This is a genomic window from Asticcacaulis currens, assembly GCF_028550395.1.
GTDB lineage: Bacteria > Pseudomonadota > Alphaproteobacteria > Caulobacterales > Caulobacteraceae > Asticcacaulis > Asticcacaulis currens.
This window is the reverse complement of record NZ_JAQQKW010000006.1, coordinates 87,258-104,572: the sequence shown is the minus strand read 5'-3', so window position 1 is coordinate 104,572 and position 17,315 is coordinate 87,258. Positions and strand designations below refer to the sequence as shown.

Annotated in this window: 16 protein-coding genes; 6 read left to right on the top strand and 10 right to left on the bottom strand. The window is 60.5% G+C overall.

The window, feature by feature from the left end; all coding sequences use genetic code 11:
* The first annotated feature begins 157 nt into the window (after positions 1-157).
* The gene (locus PQU94_RS11545) at positions 158-1,837 is read left to right on the top strand and encodes a M61 family metallopeptidase (protein ID WP_272741619.1); all 1,680 of its coding nucleotides are present in this window, start codon (positions 158-160) and stop codon (positions 1,835-1,837) included.
* Here the strand turns inward: PQU94_RS11545 and PQU94_RS11540 are convergent.
* Positions 1,830-3,497 (bottom strand): lysine--tRNA ligase, encoded by a 1,668-nt coding sequence (locus PQU94_RS11540; protein ID WP_272741618.1) that lies wholly within the window; start codon positions 3,495-3,497, stop codon positions 1,830-1,832. The two genes, PQU94_RS11545 and PQU94_RS11540, sit on opposite strands and share 8 nt — an antisense overlap.
* Positions 3,498-3,668: 171 nt before the next feature.
* Between PQU94_RS11540 and PQU94_RS11535 the strand changes: the two genes are divergently transcribed.
* The 3 genes from PQU94_RS11535 to PQU94_RS11525 all read left to right on the top strand — a co-directional run bounded on the left by PQU94_RS11535 (position 3,669) and on the right by PQU94_RS11525 (position 7,558).
* Entirely contained in the window at positions 3,669-5,120 is a 1,452-nt protein-coding gene (locus tag PQU94_RS11535) for a hypothetical protein (RefSeq protein ID WP_272741617.1), read from the top strand.
* A 160-nt stretch (positions 5,121-5,280) separates the two neighbouring features.
* Complete coding sequence (locus PQU94_RS11530; RefSeq protein WP_272741616.1) at positions 5,281-5,703, top strand: MerR family transcriptional regulator; 423 nt, start codon at positions 5,281-5,283, stop codon at positions 5,701-5,703.
* 70 nt (positions 5,704-5,773) lie between these two features.
* Positions 5,774-7,558, top strand: coding sequence for an acyl-CoA dehydrogenase C-terminal domain-containing protein (locus PQU94_RS11525; protein ID WP_272741615.1), 1,785 nt, complete (start codon positions 5,774-5,776; stop codon positions 7,556-7,558).
* Positions 7,559-7,695: 137 nt separating this feature from the next.
* On the opposite strand, the gene PQU94_RS11520 is transcribed toward PQU94_RS11525, so the two are convergent.
* Complete coding sequence (locus PQU94_RS11520) at positions 7,696-8,178, bottom strand: peroxiredoxin (RefSeq protein ID WP_272741614.1); 483 nt, start codon at positions 8,176-8,178, stop codon at positions 7,696-7,698.
* Between the two features lie 124 nt (positions 8,179-8,302).
* On the opposite strand from PQU94_RS11520, the gene PQU94_RS11515 reads away from it, so the two are divergent.
* Positions 8,303-8,953, top strand: coding sequence for a YqgE/AlgH family protein (locus PQU94_RS11515; protein WP_272741613.1), 651 nt, complete (start codon positions 8,303-8,305; stop codon positions 8,951-8,953).
* A gap of 90 nt (positions 8,954-9,043) precedes the next feature.
* A complete protein-coding gene (locus PQU94_RS11510) occupies positions 9,044-10,201 on the top strand; it encodes a glycerophosphodiester phosphodiesterase (RefSeq protein WP_272741612.1) in 1,158 nt (385 codons plus the stop codon).
* Positions 10,202-10,417: 216 nt separating this feature from the next.
* Here the strand turns inward: PQU94_RS11510 and PQU94_RS11505 are convergent, their stop codons facing one another.
* The 8 genes from PQU94_RS11505 to ctaD form a co-directional block, all read right to left on the bottom strand.
* On the bottom strand, positions 10,418-11,698 hold the full coding sequence (locus PQU94_RS11505; protein ID WP_272741611.1) for a M16 family metallopeptidase: 1,281 nt from the start codon (positions 11,696-11,698) through the stop codon (positions 10,418-10,420).
* Positions 11,695-12,381 carry an SURF1 family protein gene (locus PQU94_RS11500; protein ID WP_272741610.1) on the bottom strand — a complete coding sequence of 229 codons (687 nt, stop codon included), beginning with the start codon at positions 12,379-12,381 and terminating at the stop codon, positions 11,695-11,697. The genes PQU94_RS11505 and PQU94_RS11500 overlap by 4 nt, the downstream gene beginning before the upstream one ends.
* Complete coding sequence (locus tag PQU94_RS11495; RefSeq protein WP_272741609.1) at positions 12,378-12,749, bottom strand: DUF983 domain-containing protein; 372 nt, start codon at positions 12,747-12,749, stop codon at positions 12,378-12,380. Before PQU94_RS11495 ends, PQU94_RS11500 begins: the two co-directional genes overlap by 4 nt.
* Before the next feature lie 2 nt (positions 12,750-12,751).
* Positions 12,752-13,642: a cytochrome c oxidase subunit 3 gene (locus tag PQU94_RS11490; RefSeq protein WP_272741608.1), complete on the bottom strand. Its 891-nt coding sequence runs from the start codon at positions 13,640-13,642 to the stop codon at positions 12,752-12,754.
* Between the two features lie 182 nt (positions 13,643-13,824).
* A complete protein-coding gene (locus PQU94_RS11485; RefSeq protein WP_272741607.1) occupies positions 13,825-14,361 on the bottom strand; it encodes a cytochrome c oxidase assembly protein in 537 nt (178 codons plus the stop codon).
* Entirely contained in the window at positions 14,358-14,531 is a 174-nt protein-coding gene (locus PQU94_RS11480) for a cytochrome c oxidase system small membrane protein (protein ID WP_272741606.1), read from the bottom strand. Before PQU94_RS11480 ends, PQU94_RS11485 begins: the two co-directional genes overlap by 4 nt.
* Positions 14,532-14,535: 4 nt before the next feature.
* Positions 14,536-15,504, bottom strand: coding sequence for a heme o synthase (cyoE, locus tag PQU94_RS11475; protein WP_272741605.1), 969 nt, complete (start codon positions 15,502-15,504; stop codon positions 14,536-14,538).
* Between the two features lie 122 nt (positions 15,505-15,626).
* Positions 15,627-17,309, bottom strand: a complete 1,683-nt coding sequence (ctaD, locus tag PQU94_RS11470; RefSeq protein ID WP_272741604.1) for a cytochrome c oxidase subunit I — start codon at positions 17,307-17,309, stop codon at positions 15,627-15,629.
* Positions 17,310-17,315 lie beyond the last annotated feature (6 nt).

Genomic DNA, 17,315 nt, shown 5'->3' with positions numbered 1-17,315 from the left:
CACATTTCAGCCGTCTTCCTCTTCAAATTTAAGTGTCAGAGCGCAATGACTGTGAGGGCATAGCTATTTCGCTTTAAAGTTCTGTTCAGTCGAAACATTTTCCGTGAAGTGCGTCCACTTTTGGGTATGGGCTCTGGCATTCCGGGGGGAGATCAGTATGCGAAAAAATGGGATTGTCGTCTGGTTGCTATGCGTCAGCCTGACGGGGCTCTCGGCTGAGGGCAATGCGAAATCTCCTGATCCTTCCGGGGTTACCTACCATCTGGACACGATCACGCAGGGCGACCACCTCACAGCGGTGCGGCTGCGCCTCCGCTTTCGCGCCGATAAGGACGGCAAGGCCACCCTGAGACTGCCCGACCGTTGGGGCGGCGGCGATCGCTTCTATGAGCGGCTCAAAGACCTCGACATCAAAGGGGCCAAGACGGTGACGACGCCGGAGCCCGCCGTGCGTGAGATCAACGCCAAACCCTATGCCCTTATTACCGTCTCCTACCGTTTGGAGGCCAACCGCACCCCCGGTCAGGAGGTGCCTCTGGACACCAACTATACCTATCCTGTGATAGCCCCGGACTGGTTTTATATTACGGGCCCGGGCCTGTTCGCCGTCGTCGAAGGCCGCGACCCTCAGGCACAGCACTTTTCGTGGTCGCTGCCGCGTGGCTGGACGGGGGCAACCAATCTGCAATATCCCACCCCGCCTGAACTGAACGAAGCGGCGGACCAATCCGTGCTTCTGGCCGGCAAGGACGTGCATATTGCGCAGCTTAAGGTCAAAAGTGGCGATCTGCGCATCGCGTGGCGCGGTCATTTCGATCAGTTCACTTCCGACGCATTCAATGCGTCAGTGCACGATATCATCAATGCCGAACAAAGTTTCTGGGGCGAAGGTCAGGATCATTTCCTCGTCACCCTTGCCCCATCGGAATCGGCTAAAGGTGGGCGCTCGATCCGCGGCTCCGGGCTTGGTGAGTCCTTTGCCATGGTCGCCACACCGGAAACCGAGCTCGGCGCGCTGAAAATCATTCTGGCGCATGAATATTTCCATAGCTGGAATCCTTTGCGCCTGGGCGGCTTTGATCCTGATGAGGAAGAAAAAAGCGGTTACTGGTTCTCGGAAGGCTTTACCGACTACTATGCCCGCAAACTGGCCTATGAAGGCGGGGCCGTGGATGCCCAGCAGTTCATGGCGACCTGGAACGACGCGCTTCGGGCCTACGCCGCCTCCCCCTACCGAACCGCCCCCAACAGCGTCATCGTTGAGAAGTTCTGGAACGACCCGCTGGTGCAGAAACTCCCGTATCAGCGCGGGTCCATGCTAGCGGTACTGCTCGATGCCCGCTGGCGCGCTCAGGGCAAGTCGATGGATGGTTTTATCCATGTGTTGCGCGATCAGGCCCGGGCCGACACGGCGAGTAAAGCTCCGCATGTGAAACTGATCGACCGGCTCAATCGGGCCGCCACCGCCTACGGGGTAGATTTCGGCGACCTGATTGACCGCTACATGCTGAAGGGTGAGGCCATGACCCTGCCCGAAGATGCCTTTGGCGCAAAATTCCGGGTGGTGTCCGAGGACGTGCCGGTTCGCACCCTGGGCTACGACCCGGACAAGTCGCGCGCGGCCGGGGCCTTTGTTGCCGTCGATCCCGAAGGCCCGGCCTACAGGGCCGGTATCCGCGAAGGCATGAAGCGCCTTCGGGTCGAAAGCCGGGGCGTCGGTGACGGCCACGATGTCATCACCGCCGTTGTCGAAGGCGCGGAGGGTAAACCCCAGACCATTACCTTTACGGCGACCGGCAAGGATTATATCCGCACCCAGAAGCTCATCCTCAGATAAGACGCCCCTCTATACCCTGATCAAGCAGGTCCAGCGTCCGTTCGATGCCGAAAATGGCCACGAAGGAGCCGAAGCGCGGACCCTGGGATTGCCCCAGAAGCACCTCATAGAGTGCCTGAAACCACGCACGTAAGGGCTCGAATTCATGCGCCTTTCCGACTTCGAAGACGATGTTCTGGATGGCCTCGGCGTCGCGCGTTTCGGGGTCCAGCGCCGCCAAACGGTCACGCAGGTCGATCAGCGCCGCCTTTTCTTTATCGTCGGGCAAACGGAAGGTCTTGGACGGTTTGACGAAGTCCTCAAAATAGTTGAGCGCGTAGCCGGCCAGACGATCGAGCACGGGCTCACTTTCCGGCGTCGCTCCCGGAATATAGGCGCGCAGGAAGCCCCACAGCGTCTCCTTGTCCGAGGCATTGGCCGCTGAAACGAGGTTGAGCATCAGACCGAAGGTCACCGGCGGCGACTTCGTGCCCGTTTCGCCGCGCAGGACGAACCAGACCGGATTTTCGATCTGCTTGGCCTCTTCCTGCTTGGGGAAGGCATCGAGTTGCTGGAAGAACTCGTCCGTGGCGCGCGGAATGACGTCGAAATAGAGCTTCTTGGCCGATTTCGGCGACTGGAACATGTAATAGGCCAGCGATTCCGGCGCACCGTAGCGCAGCCAGTCTTCCATGGTCAGGCCGTTGCCCTTCGACTTCGATATCTTCTGGCCCTGCTCATCGAGGAAGAGTTCGTAGTTGAAGCCTTCCGGCGGCGTACCGCCCAGCACCTTGCACACCTGCGACGACACCTTGACCGAGTCGATCAGGTCCTTGCCGGCCATTTCGTAATCGACGCCCAAAGCCGCCCAGCGCATGGCCCAGTCGGGCTTCCACTGCATCTTGACGTGGCCGCCCGTAACCGGCACCTCGAACTTTTCGCCGTTTTCCTCAAAGACGATCGTGCCCTTTGAGACATTGCGCTCAAGCGTCGGCACCTGAAGCACATGACCGGTGACCGGCGAAATCGGCAGAAACGGCGAATAGGTGGCGCGCCGATCCGGCCCCAGGGTCGGCAGCATGATCTTCTGGATGTCGTCGAAGCGTTCCAGCGCCCTCAGAAGCGTGGCGTCGAACTCACCCGACTTATAGGCATCCGTGGCCGACTTGAACTCGTAATCGAAGCCAAACGAGTCGAGAAAGGCGCGCAGACGCGCATTATTGTGCGCGCCGAACGAGTCGTGGGTCCCGAACGGGTCACGCACCACGGTCAGCGGCTTATACAGGTCTTCGCGCAGGATATCCGGATTAGGGATGCCTTCCGGCACCTTGCGCAGACCATCCATATCGTCGGAAAACGAGATCAGGCGCGACGCCCAGTGACCGCCGGTCAGGGCCGTAAAGGCCTGACGCACCATGGTGGTGCGCGCCACTTCGCCGAAAGTGCCGATGTGCGGCAGGCCCGACGGCCCGTAGCCGGTTTCAAAGATCACCGGACGGTTCAGCGCCTCAAAGGTCTTCAGCGCTTCATCGGCCTTGCCTGCCGTGATCAGCTCCTTCGCCCGTATCGAGTCCGCCTGATCCTTCAGACGCACTTTCAGCACGCGCGCAATCAGGGCGCGGGCTTGCTCGAAGGGCCAGGCACGGCCCTGTTGCGCGAGTAGGGTCAGTTCGGAAGACACGTGGAAAAACACCTTTCGGGGCAAACAAAAACAGAGCTGTGGCTTTAAAGGGCGGGACGGCGGGCGTCAAATGAAACCCGTGGAACACGGGACACCCCGCTACTGTTCAGCATTGCAAACTTGACGTAATTCACGTTTAAGATGAGGATGAATACATAGGGGGGAGTCATTATGCTACCTGTTAAATCATCTGCCACACGTCATCCCGGATTTCGTCTGGGCGTCATTCTGACGCCGTTTCTCATCGCTGCTCTTGCCGCCTGTGGAGGTGGTGGCGGAGGAAGCGGCAGTGGTGGCGGCTCTTCCGGGGCCGGGTCTTCGTCGTCCTCTTCGGCGACTCCGACGGCCTATGTCGGCGGCAGTGAGATACTGGTCAACACGGTAACCGACAATGATCAGAACGCGGTCACCCTGACCACGCTTGATAATGGCAATGTGGTCGCCGGATGGGTGAGCAGTCAGGGCACGATTGGTGGCATCTCACTGGCTGAAATCCGGGCTCAAATCCTCACACCCGACGGCACGAAATCAGGCAGTGAAATTATTGCCTCGACCGGCACACGACAAAGCTCATCGTCTTATCGTCATGTGCAACCGTCTCTGTCAGCGCTCAATGGCGGCGGGTTCGGCTTGCTCTATGTGTCCAACGGACATCTGAACACCACTAACCCGACGGCCGTTACCTCGGGCCCAATTTTCGCCCGCGAATTTTCCTCCGCAGGCGTGGCGCTGGGGGATGCGGTGGCGCCTCCCCTGACCTACAGTATTCAGAATGGCATTTCCTACGGAAATAACGGCACGCAGGGACAGCCAAAATTAGTCCGCTTGAGCGATGGACGGCTGCTGGCTACGTGGACGGAATTTAATGCCTCCACAGCGGTCGGCGGCGACGGCGACTCCTTGTCTGTCAGGGCGCAACTCTATTCGGCCGATGCCGATGAACTCACCCCTGCCTTTATCGTCAACACCTCGACCGCGGGTCAGCAAAGCCAGTCGTATGCCGCGCCGCTGAGCAATGGCGGGTTCGTCATCACCTGGCAGGACTACAATGGCTCGGTGGGCCCGAACATCGTCAACAAGCTCAAAGCGCAAATTTTTAACGCTTCGGGTCAGAAGGTCGGCGGCGAATTTATAGTCAAGGAGTCACCGGGTTTTCTGCAATCGCCGGGAAGCGTCAGCGCTCTGGCAAACGGGGCCTTCGTCATTGTCTGGTCGGAAGGCAATTCAGGTGGCACAACGGACGAAGCCTATGGTCAAATCTTTGATGCATCGGGCAACCGCGTCGGCACAGCGTTTACGCTGGCAACCAATACCACCGGGCGTCAGGTGGCTCCCTATGTGATCACCCTTCCGAACGGACAGTTTATAGCCGCCTGGGGTGACAACAGCGGAACGCTCGGCGACACAGACGGCTGGGCGATCAAGGCACAGGCTTTCGATGCCAGCGGCACGAAGTTTGGCAGCGAATTGCTGGTCAATGTCTATGTGACCGGCAATCAGACAAGCATGGTGCTCTCCCCGTTGAAGACCAACGGCTTCGTCGTCAGTTGGGTCGATAATTCCGGTGCGTTAGGCGACACCAGCGGTACCGCCATCAAAGCCCGGGTCTTCAAGCTCAATTAAAGCGCTTATTATCGTCAGCACAAAGGCCCCCGGCTCCACCGCGAACCGGGGCCTTTTCGCATGGCACGAAGATGTGAAAAGCCGCCTCTTGACGTTTGGGGCAAGTTAGGTGTACGTTTACGTAAACGTCAATTATAACGACCTTATACAGGGGGTCACCATGGACATGCGTACCTACACTATTCGCCAGCTTTCCAAGGAGTTCGGCGTCACCGCCCGTGCCTTGCGCTTCTATGAAGACAAGGGCCTCATCAGCCCGGAACGCAAGGGTCAGACGCGCATCTATTCGGCGCGCGACCGGGCGCGTCTGAAGATCATCCTGCGCGGCAAGCGCATGGGCTTTTCGCTGATCGAAATTCACGAAGTGCTCGATCTGTATAACCGCGAAGACCGCGGCGTGAAGCAGATGCGCGCCACCGTGGCCAAGTATCACGATCAGATCGAAAACCTGAAACGCCAGCGCGAAGACATTGATCAGGCCATCAAGGACATGGTCGAAGGCTGCGCGTGGATGGAAGGCGAGATCGCCAAGCATGAAGCGGCGCAGGCTACCCACGCCGAAGACGATCGTAAAAGCGCCTGATAATCAACGCGCTCACGCCCACATTTAAGATAACAAATTAAAGCTCACACTAACGCCAAGGAGCACCTCCATGCCGTATAAGGCCCCCGTGCGCGACTATCAGTTCCTGCTCAACGACGTGCTGAACATCGCCCAGTATTCCAACCTGAAGGGTTTTCAGGACGCCTCTCCCGACGTGGTGCAGGCCATTCTGGAAGAAGGCGCAAAGTTCACCGAAGAGGTGGTCGCCCCGCTGAACGCGCCGGGCGACAAGGAGGGCTGCGTCCTGCACGCCGACCACAGCGTCACCGCGCCGAAGGGCTACAAGGAAGCCTATCTCCAGATGGTTGAGGCCGGGTGGCCCGCTCTGGGCGGTGATCCGGAATACGGCGGTCAGGGCCTGCCGCACGTCGTGGCCACGGCCTATTCGGAAATGCTCACCGGCGCGTCCTCTGCGTTTGCCATGTATCCCGGCCTGACCGACGGCGCGGTGGCGGCGCTCAGCGTCGGCGGCACGGACGAGTTGAAGGCGCTGTATCTCCCCAAACTAATCGCCGGCGAATGGTCGGGGACGATGAACCTGACCGAGCCGCATTGCGGCACGGACCTTGGCCTGCTGCGCACCAAGGCGGTGCCGGACAGCGACGGCACCTACAAGATTTCCGGTCAGAAGATCTGGATTTCGGCGGGTGAGCACGACTTTACGGGCAATATCTGTCACCTCGTTCTGGCGCGCATCGAAGGCGCCCCGGCGGGCGTGAAGGGCATCTCGCTGTTCCTAGTGCCCAAATTTATCCCGGATGCCAACGGCAATCCGGGTGAGCGCAACAGCCTTCACTGCGCCGGTCTTGAGCACAAGATGGGCATTCACGGGAATTCCACCTGCGTCATGATCTATGAAGACGCCAAGGGCTGGCTGCTCGGCAATGCCCACGAAGGGCTGAAGATCATGTTCTATATGATGAACAACGCCCGCCTCGGCGTCGGCCTTCAGGGGCTCGCCATCGGTCACGCCAGCCACGTCGCCGCTGTCGAATTCGCCAAGGACCGCCTGCAAGGGCGCGCCCTCACCGGCCCCAAATCGCCGGACAAGCCCGCCGACTCCATTCTCGTCCACCCCGATGTGCGCCGTATGCTGCTTGAAAGCCGCGCCCTGCTCGAAGGCGGCCGGGGTTTCCTCACCTGGGTCGCGCTTCAGGCCGATCTGGCCAAATACGCCGAAGACGAGGCCACCCGCGAAAAGGCCAATGATTTCCTCAGCCTGCTGACGCCGGTTGTGAAGGCCTATCTCACCGAAAAGGGTCTGAAGGTCACGCAGGACTCGATGCAGGTGCACGGCGGTTCGGGCTTCACCGAACACTTCCCGGCCTCGCAATATATGCGCGATATCCGCATCACGCTCATCTACGAAGGCACCAATGGCGTGCAGGCACTCGACCTCGTCGGTCGCAAACTGCCGTCCAAGGGCGGGCGCGCCGTGATGGCCTATTTCGCAGAAATCGACGCCTATGTTGCCGACCACGAAGCGGGCAGCGCCGCGACCTTCGTCAAGGGCCTGAAGGACACCAAGGCGCGTCTGATGGACGGCACCATGTGGCTGATGCAAAACGGCATGGGCAATCCGGACGCCGCCGCCGCGGGTTCGCTCGATTATCTGTGCCTGTTCGGTCTGACCGCGCTGGCCTATAGCTGGGCCCAGCAGGCGGCCGCCGCGCAAGCCGCCATCGACGCGGGCTCGACCGATCCCTTCTATGCCGACAAGCTAAAAGTCGGTCGCGTCTTCCTCGAGCGCATCCTTCCCGAAGCCGAGGCGCATCTGCAAAAGATGAAGGCCGGATCGGAAGCGCTGTTCGCACTGGAAGATGATAGTTTTTAAGACGCGGGGTCGCAGACCCCGCACCCCATGACTTAGCGCAAAAGGAAAGGCCGGAGTTCGTACACTCCGGCCTTTCAACTTATTCCCAGCCAGGGGGTTTGGGGCCTGCGGCCCCAAGACCTTAAAGCCAATGGGTTTTAGAGCTGTTCCAGCACATAGTCCGCCGACGAGACCTTGAACTCGCCGGGCGCTTCGACGAACAGCTTTTCGACCACGCCGTCATTAACGATCATGGCGTAGCGTTGCGAGCGCTTGCCCATGCCGAAGCCTTCGGCGTCGAGGACCAGACCGACCTTTTCAGCAAATTCGCCATTGCCGTCGCCCAGCATCAGGACTTCGTCGGCAATGCCCTGATCCTTGGCCCAGGCCTTCATCACGAATCCATCATTGACGCTGGTGCAGGCCACCACGTCGATATTCTTGAACTGGAAGGCCTTGGCCTGATCGCGGAAGCCCGGCAGGTGGCGCGCGGAGCACGTCGGGGTGAAGGCGCCCGGCACGGCAAACAGCACGGCGCGTTTACCGGCAAACACTTCGGAGGTGGTCAGCGGCTTCAGGCCATCTTCGGCCGGGGAAGAGAATTTCACTTCGGGCAGCTTGTCACCGGGTTGAATCGTCATGGGTAAATCTCCGTTGAATGGCCCGCTGCTTATAGGCCCCTGTCGGCCTACAGACCAGAGCGACCGGGCGGTCTTTATACGCTTTTTTCTTGCCAGCCGAGGCTTCCATGCCCATCTTTGCGACATGACCCATATCGGCCCTGACCCTTCCGACCCCACTGCCTCGTCTGAGGACGCGTCGCTTCAGGCCACCTCTCTTCAAGGCCGCCTGCTGGTGGCTATGCCGAGCCTGGACGACCCTAATTTCGACCACAGCGTCATCTATATGTGTCAGCACGACGCAGAATCGGCGATGGGGATTGTCCTGACCCAACCCATAGGCGGCCTGACCTTCCCGCGCATGATGGAAGAACTGGGCATCGACATCACCGACGATCGCCACATCGCCACCCCCATCTATAATGGCGGCCCGGTGCAGAACGAGCGCGGTTTTGTGCTGCACAGCCTCGACTATTTCATTGATGAGGTGACCCTGCCGCTCGACATCGACCCGGAAGCGCTGGAGTTACGTGAGGGGGTCGGCCTGACCGTCTCACGCGATATTCTGGTCGATCTGGCGCGCGGAGCGGGTCCGTCGCGCGTGCTGATTGCGCTGGGCTATGCCGGTTGGGGACCGGGCCAGCTGGAGGCCGAAATTCGCGACAATGCCTGGCTGATCGCGCCCTCCAACGCCGATATTCTGTTCTCACACGATGCCGCAGGTTTATGGAACAGAGCGCTCAAAAGTCTCGGCATTTTACCGGAGCATCTCAGTCTCAATGCGGGACGGGCCTGACGGCACGCAATAGGTTCACAGGCCGGACTTTCACAGGCCTGTCATCGACACGCTCTATGGACATCATCACCCCTTCCGGATGAGTGTGCCATGCCCCTGCCCGTCGATACCGCCCGCCGCCGTTTCACCTTCGGAGCCATCGCCGGCACCGGGGCCATTCTGGGAGGCGCCATCGGGCTCAGGCCGTCACTGGCCGCCACGAAGCCGACGGAGCACAAGATGCCCCTGATCATCGCCCACCGCGGCGCCAGCGGCTACCGGCCCGAACATACGCTCGAAGGCTATAATCTCGCCATCCATATGGGTGCCGACTATATCGAACCCGATGTGGTGGCGACCAAGGACGGCGTGCTGATCTGCCGTCACGAACCCATGCTGTCCGGCACGACCGATGTGGCACAACGCCCGGAATTTGCGGCCCGCAAGCGGACCCTTACCGTGGACGGGATGAGCCTTACCGACTTCTTCGCCAGCGACTTTACCCTCGCCGAGATCAAGACCTTGCGCGCGCGTCAGGCCTTTGCCGATCGCGACCAGAGCTATAACGGTCGTTTCGAGGTACCCACACTCGAAGAAGTGATCGGCCTGGTGAGAAATCACTTCAAGACGACGGGCAAGAGCGTGGGTTTATATATCGAAACCAAGCATCCGACCCTGCACCGCGCCGCCGGTCTGCCGCTGGAAGAGCGTCTGATCGAAGCCTTGACCAAAGGCGATATGAACAAGCCCGACTCGGCCGTCTTCCTGCAATCCTTCGAGGCCGACAGTCTGAAGCGCCTGAAGGCCCTGTCGCCCCTGCAACGCGTGCAACTGGTCGATGGGGGGGACGTCAATTTCGCCACAGGCGAGGTCGGCGCGTCGGTGCCCTTCGACTGGGCCGCCGCCGGCCGCAAGGGCGTCTATGCCGACATGCTCACGCCCGAAGGTCTGGCCGAGGTGCGTACCTATGCCGACGTCGTGGCCCCCTGGAAGCGTTACCTGCTCAAGGCCGTGGCCACCGGGCCGGTGACAGAAAAGACCAGCGAGGCTGACTGCCGCATCGTCGAAAACCGCGCCCTGATCGACGCCGCGCACAAGGCGGGGCTGAAGGTTCACACCTGGACGCTGCGCAATGACCGCCTTCCTACCGTCTATAAGGGCGACGCGCAGGCCGAATTCAAACAACTGTTTGCCCTGGGCATAGACGGCCTGTTTACCGACTTTGCCGATACGGGCGTCACCGCGCGCAAGGCGTTTTTGGATCATTAATCATAATGATCCAGATTTTTTTGTTTAGCCCCTCGCCGGGTGCGGTCTCCGCCACCTTGGCCGCCGCCTCAATGGCGGCTTGAGCGGAATGATTAGAGCGATGTGCGGAAAAGTGTAAGCGGTTTTCCGCAAAAACATCGCGACAAAACAAAAATTTAGAGCGAAATGGCGCTTCCACCTAAAGTCATTTTGCTCTAGAAATCATTCCGCTGGGGGTTAAGCCAGAACAGCCTCCAAGCGCTTTTGCGGATCACTTTTCAGCGTCGGTCCCAGAATGGCCGTCGCCACGCCCGACCGCAGCGTGCGTTCGCCGACGCGGCGAAGATCGTTGAGCGTCACCGCCTCCAGCCGCGCCACCTGCTCCTTGAGCGTAAAGGCGCGGTCATAGGTCAGGAGCTGCCCGCCCAGCGTATTGGCGCGTTGGGCCGCGTTTTCGTCGTTCAGATAGAGTGAGGTGGTGTATTGCGCTCTGGCGCGCTCCAGCTCGGACTCCAGCGGTTTGTCGATCAGGCCGCGCATGACACTGACGATCAGCTCGCTGAGGTCGGCCGCATCCTTCGGCGCGCAGCCGGCATAGATGCCCAGCATCCCCGTATCGCGGAACTGCGTCGTCCAGGCGTCGATGGAATAGGCCAGACCCCGATCTTCGCGCGCTTCCTGAAACAGGCGCGACGCCATGCCACCGCCCAGAATTTCGCCGAACAGCTTGAGCGCAAACAGGTCGTCGTCGAAGCGATTGACGCCTTCGAAGGCGAGCGTCAGGTGCGTCTGCTCGACCTTGCGCACGTGGCGGATGTGGCGCGGCACAAAGCGCGCCGCCCCGTCGGCATCGCGCGCGGCACGGGCCGGCACATTCATATGGGCCTCGACGGCGGCCAGTACGCCCGCCGCCTCAACGCCACCGGATACACACAGCACAATATCCGCCGGATTATACAGGCCTTCGATATAGGCACGCAGCGTGTCCGACCGTGCCGGAGCCAGACTTTGCGGTGTCCCCAAAATGGGGCGCGCCAGACTGTGGTCGCCGAAGCAGGCCTCTTGCAGCAGGTCGAACACGTGGTCGTCGGGCGTGTCGAAGGCCTCGGAAATTTCCTGCTCGATGACCTTCTTTTCGCGCTCCAGCTCATCAGCTTCCAAAGCCGGGCGGAACATCAGATCGCCGACCACTTCGACCGCCAGCGGCAGCAGTTCGGCCATGCCGCGCACCTCGAAACGGGTGTGCTCGTAACCCGTCGAGGCATTGATGGTGCCCCCACGATGCTCGATCACTTCGGCCAGCTCGCGCGCACTGCGCCCGCCCGCCCCCTTGAACACCATATGCTCGCTGAGGTGGGCCCAGCCCGACTGATGCGGGGCTTCGTAGCGTGCCCCGCCGTGGATGATGGCCGTCAGGGCAAAGGTATGCAGGCCGGGGATGGGGTCGTGGACCACCCGCAGGCCGTTGCTCAGGGTGGCGACTGAGGCGTTACCCACGCCAAGAGGGGTGAAACTCATGCTATGCCTTTACGCATTTCGGCCCTTCGGCGCGAATACAGGAGCGCTATATAGACACCGATCAGCGCCGCCGCCAGCCCATACCAGGTGAGGGCGTATTCCAGATGGCGATTGGACAGGTTGGCCGCCGCATCGACCGGTGTCAGACCGGGGGCCACAGGCTGCGTTGCGGCTACGAAATAGTCTGAACGCAAGGTGATATTCCAGCGCTTCGAGAGGTCCGGTACCGAGCGCGTGTACCAATCGTCGGCCTCGGGATTGTTCGGCGGCACAAAGGCATTGGGCGTTTCAAAGCGCCGCAGCCGACCGGTAAGGGTGGTCGTAGCGACCGCACTGGCCAGCGGTTTTTGCGCCGTAAAGCCGAGATCGGCGAGAAGCCCCCCCTGCCCTGTTGGGCAATGGGTCAGGACATGGAACCCGGCTACACCATCGGCTACGCCGTGCATATAGACGAAGTCGCGCGGGTCGCTGCGGCACGCAAGCGTCACCTGCCGCCAGACGTGATCGTCGGGCTGAGTGAGCAAGCCATCGAGCGCCACGGGCGGTATCGCGCGGGTGCGCGCCAGATCGGCCAGCAACTGCTCTTTCCAGTGCAGGCGCTGCACCTGCCAGGTGCCGAGCCCCAGCAGGATCAGCAGGGCCACGCCCACGGCTAGGGTCAAACCGACAGGCAGACGCTTCATTTAAAGCGATCCTTGTCATTGACGCGGTTTTTGAGCTGCGAGGCCACCATCAGCCCTTTGAGCGGCGGCATCAGGCCCAGACTGAGGACAAGCGCCAGCGGCAGCCAGATGATCATATGCAGCCACAGGGGCCAGTCGTGGCTGAGGGCCGTGATCATAAAGCCGAAGCAGACGATGAAGCCGACGATCAGAATGACAAAGACGACGGGACCGTCTCCGGTATCCGCCGTCTGAAAATCTGTATGACACTGACTGCATTCCGGCGCGATCTTTAGGAAGCCCTTGTAGAGCTTACCCTGACCGCAGACGGGGCAGCGGCCCCGCGCCGCCGCGAGGAAACTGACCTCGCGGCTATCGGGACCGGCCATGCTTAGGCTCCGAAGATGACGTAGATGAAGGCGAACAGGAACAGCCACACCACATCAACGAAGTGCCAGTACCAGGCCGCCGCTTCGAAGCCGAAGTGCTTTTGCGGCGTAAAGCCGCCGCGCATCAGGCGGATCAGGCAGATCAGCAGGAAGATGGTACCGATCAGGACGTGGAAGCCGTGGAAGCCCGTGGCCATGAAGAAGGCCGAACCGTACAGACCGGCATTGGCCGCTTCTTCGTTGAAGAACAGGTGGTGATGGACGATGTGATAATATTCAAAGGCCTGCACGCTGGTAAACAGGACCCCCAGCACCACGGTGAGGAACAGGCCCCACTTGGCACCGGTACGATCGCCTTCCTGAAGCGCGTGGTGCGCCCAGGTGACGGTCGTGCCCGACAGCAGCAGGAGAAGCGTGTTGAGCAGCGGCAGTTGCCAGGCCGAAACGGCCTCAACGCCCGCCGGCAGCCACCCATTGGGGTCCGCGCTACCGGCCGAAGCCCAGGCGTGACGCACGTCTTCGATGGCCGAGGCCATACCCGCGCGGTGTTCATGGAACAGGGCCATTTCGAAGAAGACCCAGAACCACGCCACAAAGAACATCACTTCCGAGGCGATAAACATGATCATGCCGTAACGCAGACCGATCTGCACGACCGGTGTATGGTCACCGGCGCGCGATTCCTTGATCACATCGGCCCACCAGCCCCACATGACGTAGAGCACGCCCAGCAGGCCACCGGCGAAAACCACCGGGGTCTTTTCGATGCCGAACAGCCCCTTCATCCAGATCACCAGGCCGATAAACATGACCACGGCGAACAGCGAGCCGAGCAGCGGCCACGGGCTGGGGTTGATGATGTGATAATCGTGTTTGACGGCGTCGTTAGACATAGTCGGCAACTCACCTCGATGCGCCGTGCCCCCCTGTATCGGACACTGGCGGTTCCATTTATGATTTGACCTTGAGTCTTAGGACAAATCGGCTGTGAACACAATCCGGCCCCTATGTTTTTGTCGGGCTGCGGCCCCATAGGCAACGAATTGAAGTACGCGACACAAACAGTTGAAACGCTTTACTTTTTAACCACCTGCGACGGGAAGAAGGTATAGGACAGCGTCACGTCCTTCGTGTTCTTCGCGTCGATATCTTCCAGCATCTTCGGATCGACATAATAGACGACAGGGAAGGTGCGCTCTTCACCCGGCTGCAAGGTCTGATCCGTAAAGCAGAAGCACTGCAACTTCATGAAGTAGCCGCCCATGGCTTCGGGCAGCACATTGTAGCTGGCGCGTCCGGTCAGAGGCACATCGGCATCGTTGCGCACCGTGAAGTAGATCATGTTGGTCTTGCCGAGCTGCGTATCCTGCACCGGCTGTTTGACCTTGAAACTCCACGGGATGTTGTTGGCATTGGTGTCGAAATAGACGCGGATCTTGCGGTCCAGAACGACCGAGGATTCCGCCTTGGCCCGCTGCGTCGTGCCGTCAAAGCCCGTTACCTGACAGAACATGCGATAAAGCGGCACGGAGGCAAAGGCCATGCCGAACATACCGACCAGCCCGGCCAGACACCACGCCACAACCTTCTGATTGCGGGTCAGCTTTTTCATCCGCCGTGCGCCGCCTGTACGCCCTGCGTCATACGGATGACCGAGACGAGGAAGACCAGAACCACAAAGGCAAACAGGCCCAGCCCAATCGCGATATTGCGGCGCTTCTGGGCGGCCAGATAGGCCTTCTTGTCATCTTCGGGGGTTGTCAGAACGTCCTTATCGGCCATTGGCTCAGGCTCCCATGAAGGCGTGATGGATCAGCAGGGCGGCGAACAGCGCCGTCAGATAGAGGATGGAAAAGGCAAACAGGTTGCGCGCCGCCAGCGCTTCCTTCTTGACGTCGTAAAGCGAGTTTTCACCCCCTTCGGGGTGGTCACCGGCCCGCGACAGGAACAGGCGCACCGCCAGAAAAATGAAGAAGGCACCGCCCAGAACCGACACCACCGCATAGATCATACCGCCCAGGCTGAAGGCGATGGGCAAACAGGCCACGGGAGCCATGATCAGGCTGTAGATCAGGATTTGCAGGCGGGTCGATTTGGCGCCCTTTGCGACCGGCATCATCGGAATCCCGGCCTTGGCGTAGTCTTCGGCAGTATAGAGGGCCAGAGCCCAGCTATGCGGCGGGGTCCACAGGAAGATGATGGCAAACAGTACCCACGCCTCCAAAGGCGCGTGGCCCGTAGCCGCGGCCCAGCCGATAACCGGCGGAAAGGCCCCGGCCGCGCCCCCGATGACAATATTCTGGGGCGTGCGGCGTTTCAGAACAATCGTGTAGAAAACGACGTAATAGAGGATGGTCAGGGCCAGAAGACTGGCGGCCACCGCATTGATGGCCAACCACATCATGGCCACCGACAGAAAGGCCAGCACGCCGCCAAAGGCCATGGCGTCGGATTTGGTGACGCGGCCCGACGCCACCGGACGCCCGCGCGTGCGGCGCATCAGGGCATCGGTTTCGCCTTCGATGGCCATGTTCAGCGCGCCTGCCGCTCCGGCCCCCAAGGCGATGCACAGGACGGCGATAAAGGCCAGAAACGGGTCCATCTTTTGCGGCGCGACGACCAGACCGGTCAGGCCGGTGAACACCACCAGCGACATGACGCGCGGTTTCAGCAATTGAAAATAGTCCGCCGGCAGGCCGCGCAAAGCCTTCTCCCCATAGGCGGGGTGGCTCGGTTCGGACTTGGGCGTTGTCATATTCACCGGCTTTGGGGTCACGGGCTCAGGGTTCACAGTGGGTACTCGTAAAATAAAGGGGATGACGACCTCCGGCCTTCATCCCCCTATACTATAGCCTGCCGCCCGTTTGGGCGAAGCGTTTAGTGGTGGCCGTCGTCGTCCTTGATCACCGGCAGCTCAGAGAACTGGTGATACGGCGGCGGAGACGACAGGGTCCATTCGAGCGTCGTCGCGCCCTCGCCCCACGGATTGGCTTCGGCCTTGCGGCGACGGATAACCGACTCCACGATCATGATCAGGAAGACCACGACGCCGATAGCGGTGATGGCGTAGCCGATGGACGAAATCTTGTTCCAGTAGGCGAAGCCTTCCGGATAATCGACATAGCGGCGCGGCATCCCCTGAAGGCCCAGGAAGTGCTGCGGGAAGAAGATGACATTCACGCCGACGAACATCAGCCAGAAGTGAATCTGACCCAGCAGTTCGTTGTATTTGATGCCGAACATCTTCTCGTACCAGTAGTAGAAGCCGCAGAAGATGGCGAACACCGCCCCCAGCGACAGCACGTAGTGGAAGTGCGCCACGACGTAATAGGTGTCGTGCAGGCTGTAGTCGATACCGGCGTTGGACAGAACCACGCCCGTAACGCCACCGACGGTGAACAGGAAGATGAAGCCGATGGCCCACAGCATGGGCACTTTGAAGTCCAGCGAGCCGCCCCACATGGTGGCGATCCACGAGAAGATCTTCACGCCCGTCGGAACGGCGATGACCATGGTCGCCATCACGAAGTAGGCGCGCAGGTTAAAGCCCATGCCGACCGTGTACATGTGGTGCGCCCACACGATGAAGCCGACGAAGCCGATGGCGACCATGGCGTAGGCCATGGCGAGATAGCCGAAGACGGGCTTTTTGGAGAAGGTCGAAACGACGTGGCTGATGATGCCGAAGCCTGGCAGGATGAGGATGTACACTTCCGGGTGACCGAAGAACCAGAACAGGTGCTGGTACATTACCGGATCACCACCGCCCGCCGGATCGAAGAAGGCCGTGCCGAAGTTACGGTCGGTCAGCAGCATGGTGATGGCACCGGCGAAGACCGGCAGCGACAGCAGCAGCAGGAAGGCCGTAACAAGCACCGACCACGCAAACAGCGGCATACGGTGCAGGGTCATGCCCGGCGCGCGCATGTTGAAGATGGTGGTGATGAAGTTGATCGCCCCCAGGATCGACGAGGCCCCCGACAAGTGGAAGGAGAAGATGATCAGGTCGAAGGCCGCACCGGGGCTGCCCTTGTTCGATGACATCGGCGGATACATGGTCCAGCCGCCGCCGAAGCCGTGCTCCGACGCGCCGCCCGGTCCGCCCGGCACAAAGATCGACACCATCAGCAGGATGAAGGAGGCGACCAGCAGCCAGAAGGAGATGTTGTTGAGGCGCGGGAAGGCCATGTCCGGCGCACCGATCATGATCGGCACGAACCAGTTGCCGAAGCCACCGATCATGGCGGGCATGACCATGAAGAAGATCATCAGAACGGCGTGGGCGGTAACTACCGAATTATAGCCGTGCTTGCCCTGAAACACGCCCAGTTGGTCGAGCAGCGAGCCTTTGACGAAGACCTGCAGGCCGGGTTCATAAAGTTCCCAGCGGATCAGGCCCGACAGCGCGCCGCCCAGAAGGCCGGCGAAGATGGCGAAGATCAGGTAGAGCGTGCCGATGTCCTTATGGTTGGTGGACAGGAACCAGCGCGCGAAGAAGCCGGGTTTGTGGTCGTGATCGTCGTGATGATGATCGTGAACGACAGAAGCATTCGATGCCATGACGAG

Coding starts and splice junctions, on each gene's coding strand:
- PQU94_RS11545 (WP_272741619.1), top strand. CDS start 158: ATGCGAAAAAATGGGATTGTCGTCTGGTTGCTATGCGTCAGCCTGACG.
- PQU94_RS11535 (WP_272741617.1), top strand. CDS start 3,669: ATGCTACCTGTTAAATCATCTGCCACACGTCATCCCGGATTTCGTCTG.
- PQU94_RS11530 (WP_272741616.1), top strand. CDS start 5,281: ATGGACATGCGTACCTACACTATTCGCCAGCTTTCCAAGGAGTTCGGC.
- PQU94_RS11525 (WP_272741615.1), top strand. CDS start 5,774: ATGCCGTATAAGGCCCCCGTGCGCGACTATCAGTTCCTGCTCAACGAC.
- PQU94_RS11520 (WP_272741614.1), bottom strand. CDS start 8,178: ATGACGATTCAACCCGGTGACAAGCTGCCCGAAGTGAAATTCTCTTCC.
- PQU94_RS11515 (WP_272741613.1), top strand. CDS start 8,303: ATGACCCATATCGGCCCTGACCCTTCCGACCCCACTGCCTCGTCTGAG.
- PQU94_RS11510 (WP_272741612.1), top strand. CDS start 9,044: ATGCCCCTGCCCGTCGATACCGCCCGCCGCCGTTTCACCTTCGGAGCC.
- PQU94_RS11505 (WP_272741611.1), bottom strand. CDS start 11,698: ATGAGTTTCACCCCTCTTGGCGTGGGTAACGCCTCAGTCGCCACCCTG.
- PQU94_RS11500 (WP_272741610.1), bottom strand. CDS start 12,381: ATGAAGCGTCTGCCTGTCGGTTTGACCCTAGCCGTGGGCGTGGCCCTG.
- PQU94_RS11495 (WP_272741609.1), bottom strand. CDS start 12,749: ATGGCCGGTCCCGATAGCCGCGAGGTCAGTTTCCTCGCGGCGGCGCGG.
- PQU94_RS11490 (WP_272741608.1), bottom strand. CDS start 13,642: ATGTCTAACGACGCCGTCAAACACGATTATCACATCATCAACCCCAGC.
- PQU94_RS11485 (WP_272741607.1), bottom strand. CDS start 14,361: ATGAAAAAGCTGACCCGCAATCAGAAGGTTGTGGCGTGGTGTCTGGCC.
- PQU94_RS11480 (WP_272741606.1), bottom strand. CDS start 14,531: ATGGCCGATAAGGACGTTCTGACAACCCCCGAAGATGACAAGAAGGCC.
- cyoE (WP_272741605.1), bottom strand. CDS start 15,504: ATGACAACGCCCAAGTCCGAACCGAGCCACCCCGCCTATGGGGAGAAG.
- ctaD (WP_272741604.1), bottom strand. CDS start 17,309: ATGGCATCGAATGCTTCTGTCGTTCACGATCATCATCACGACGATCAC.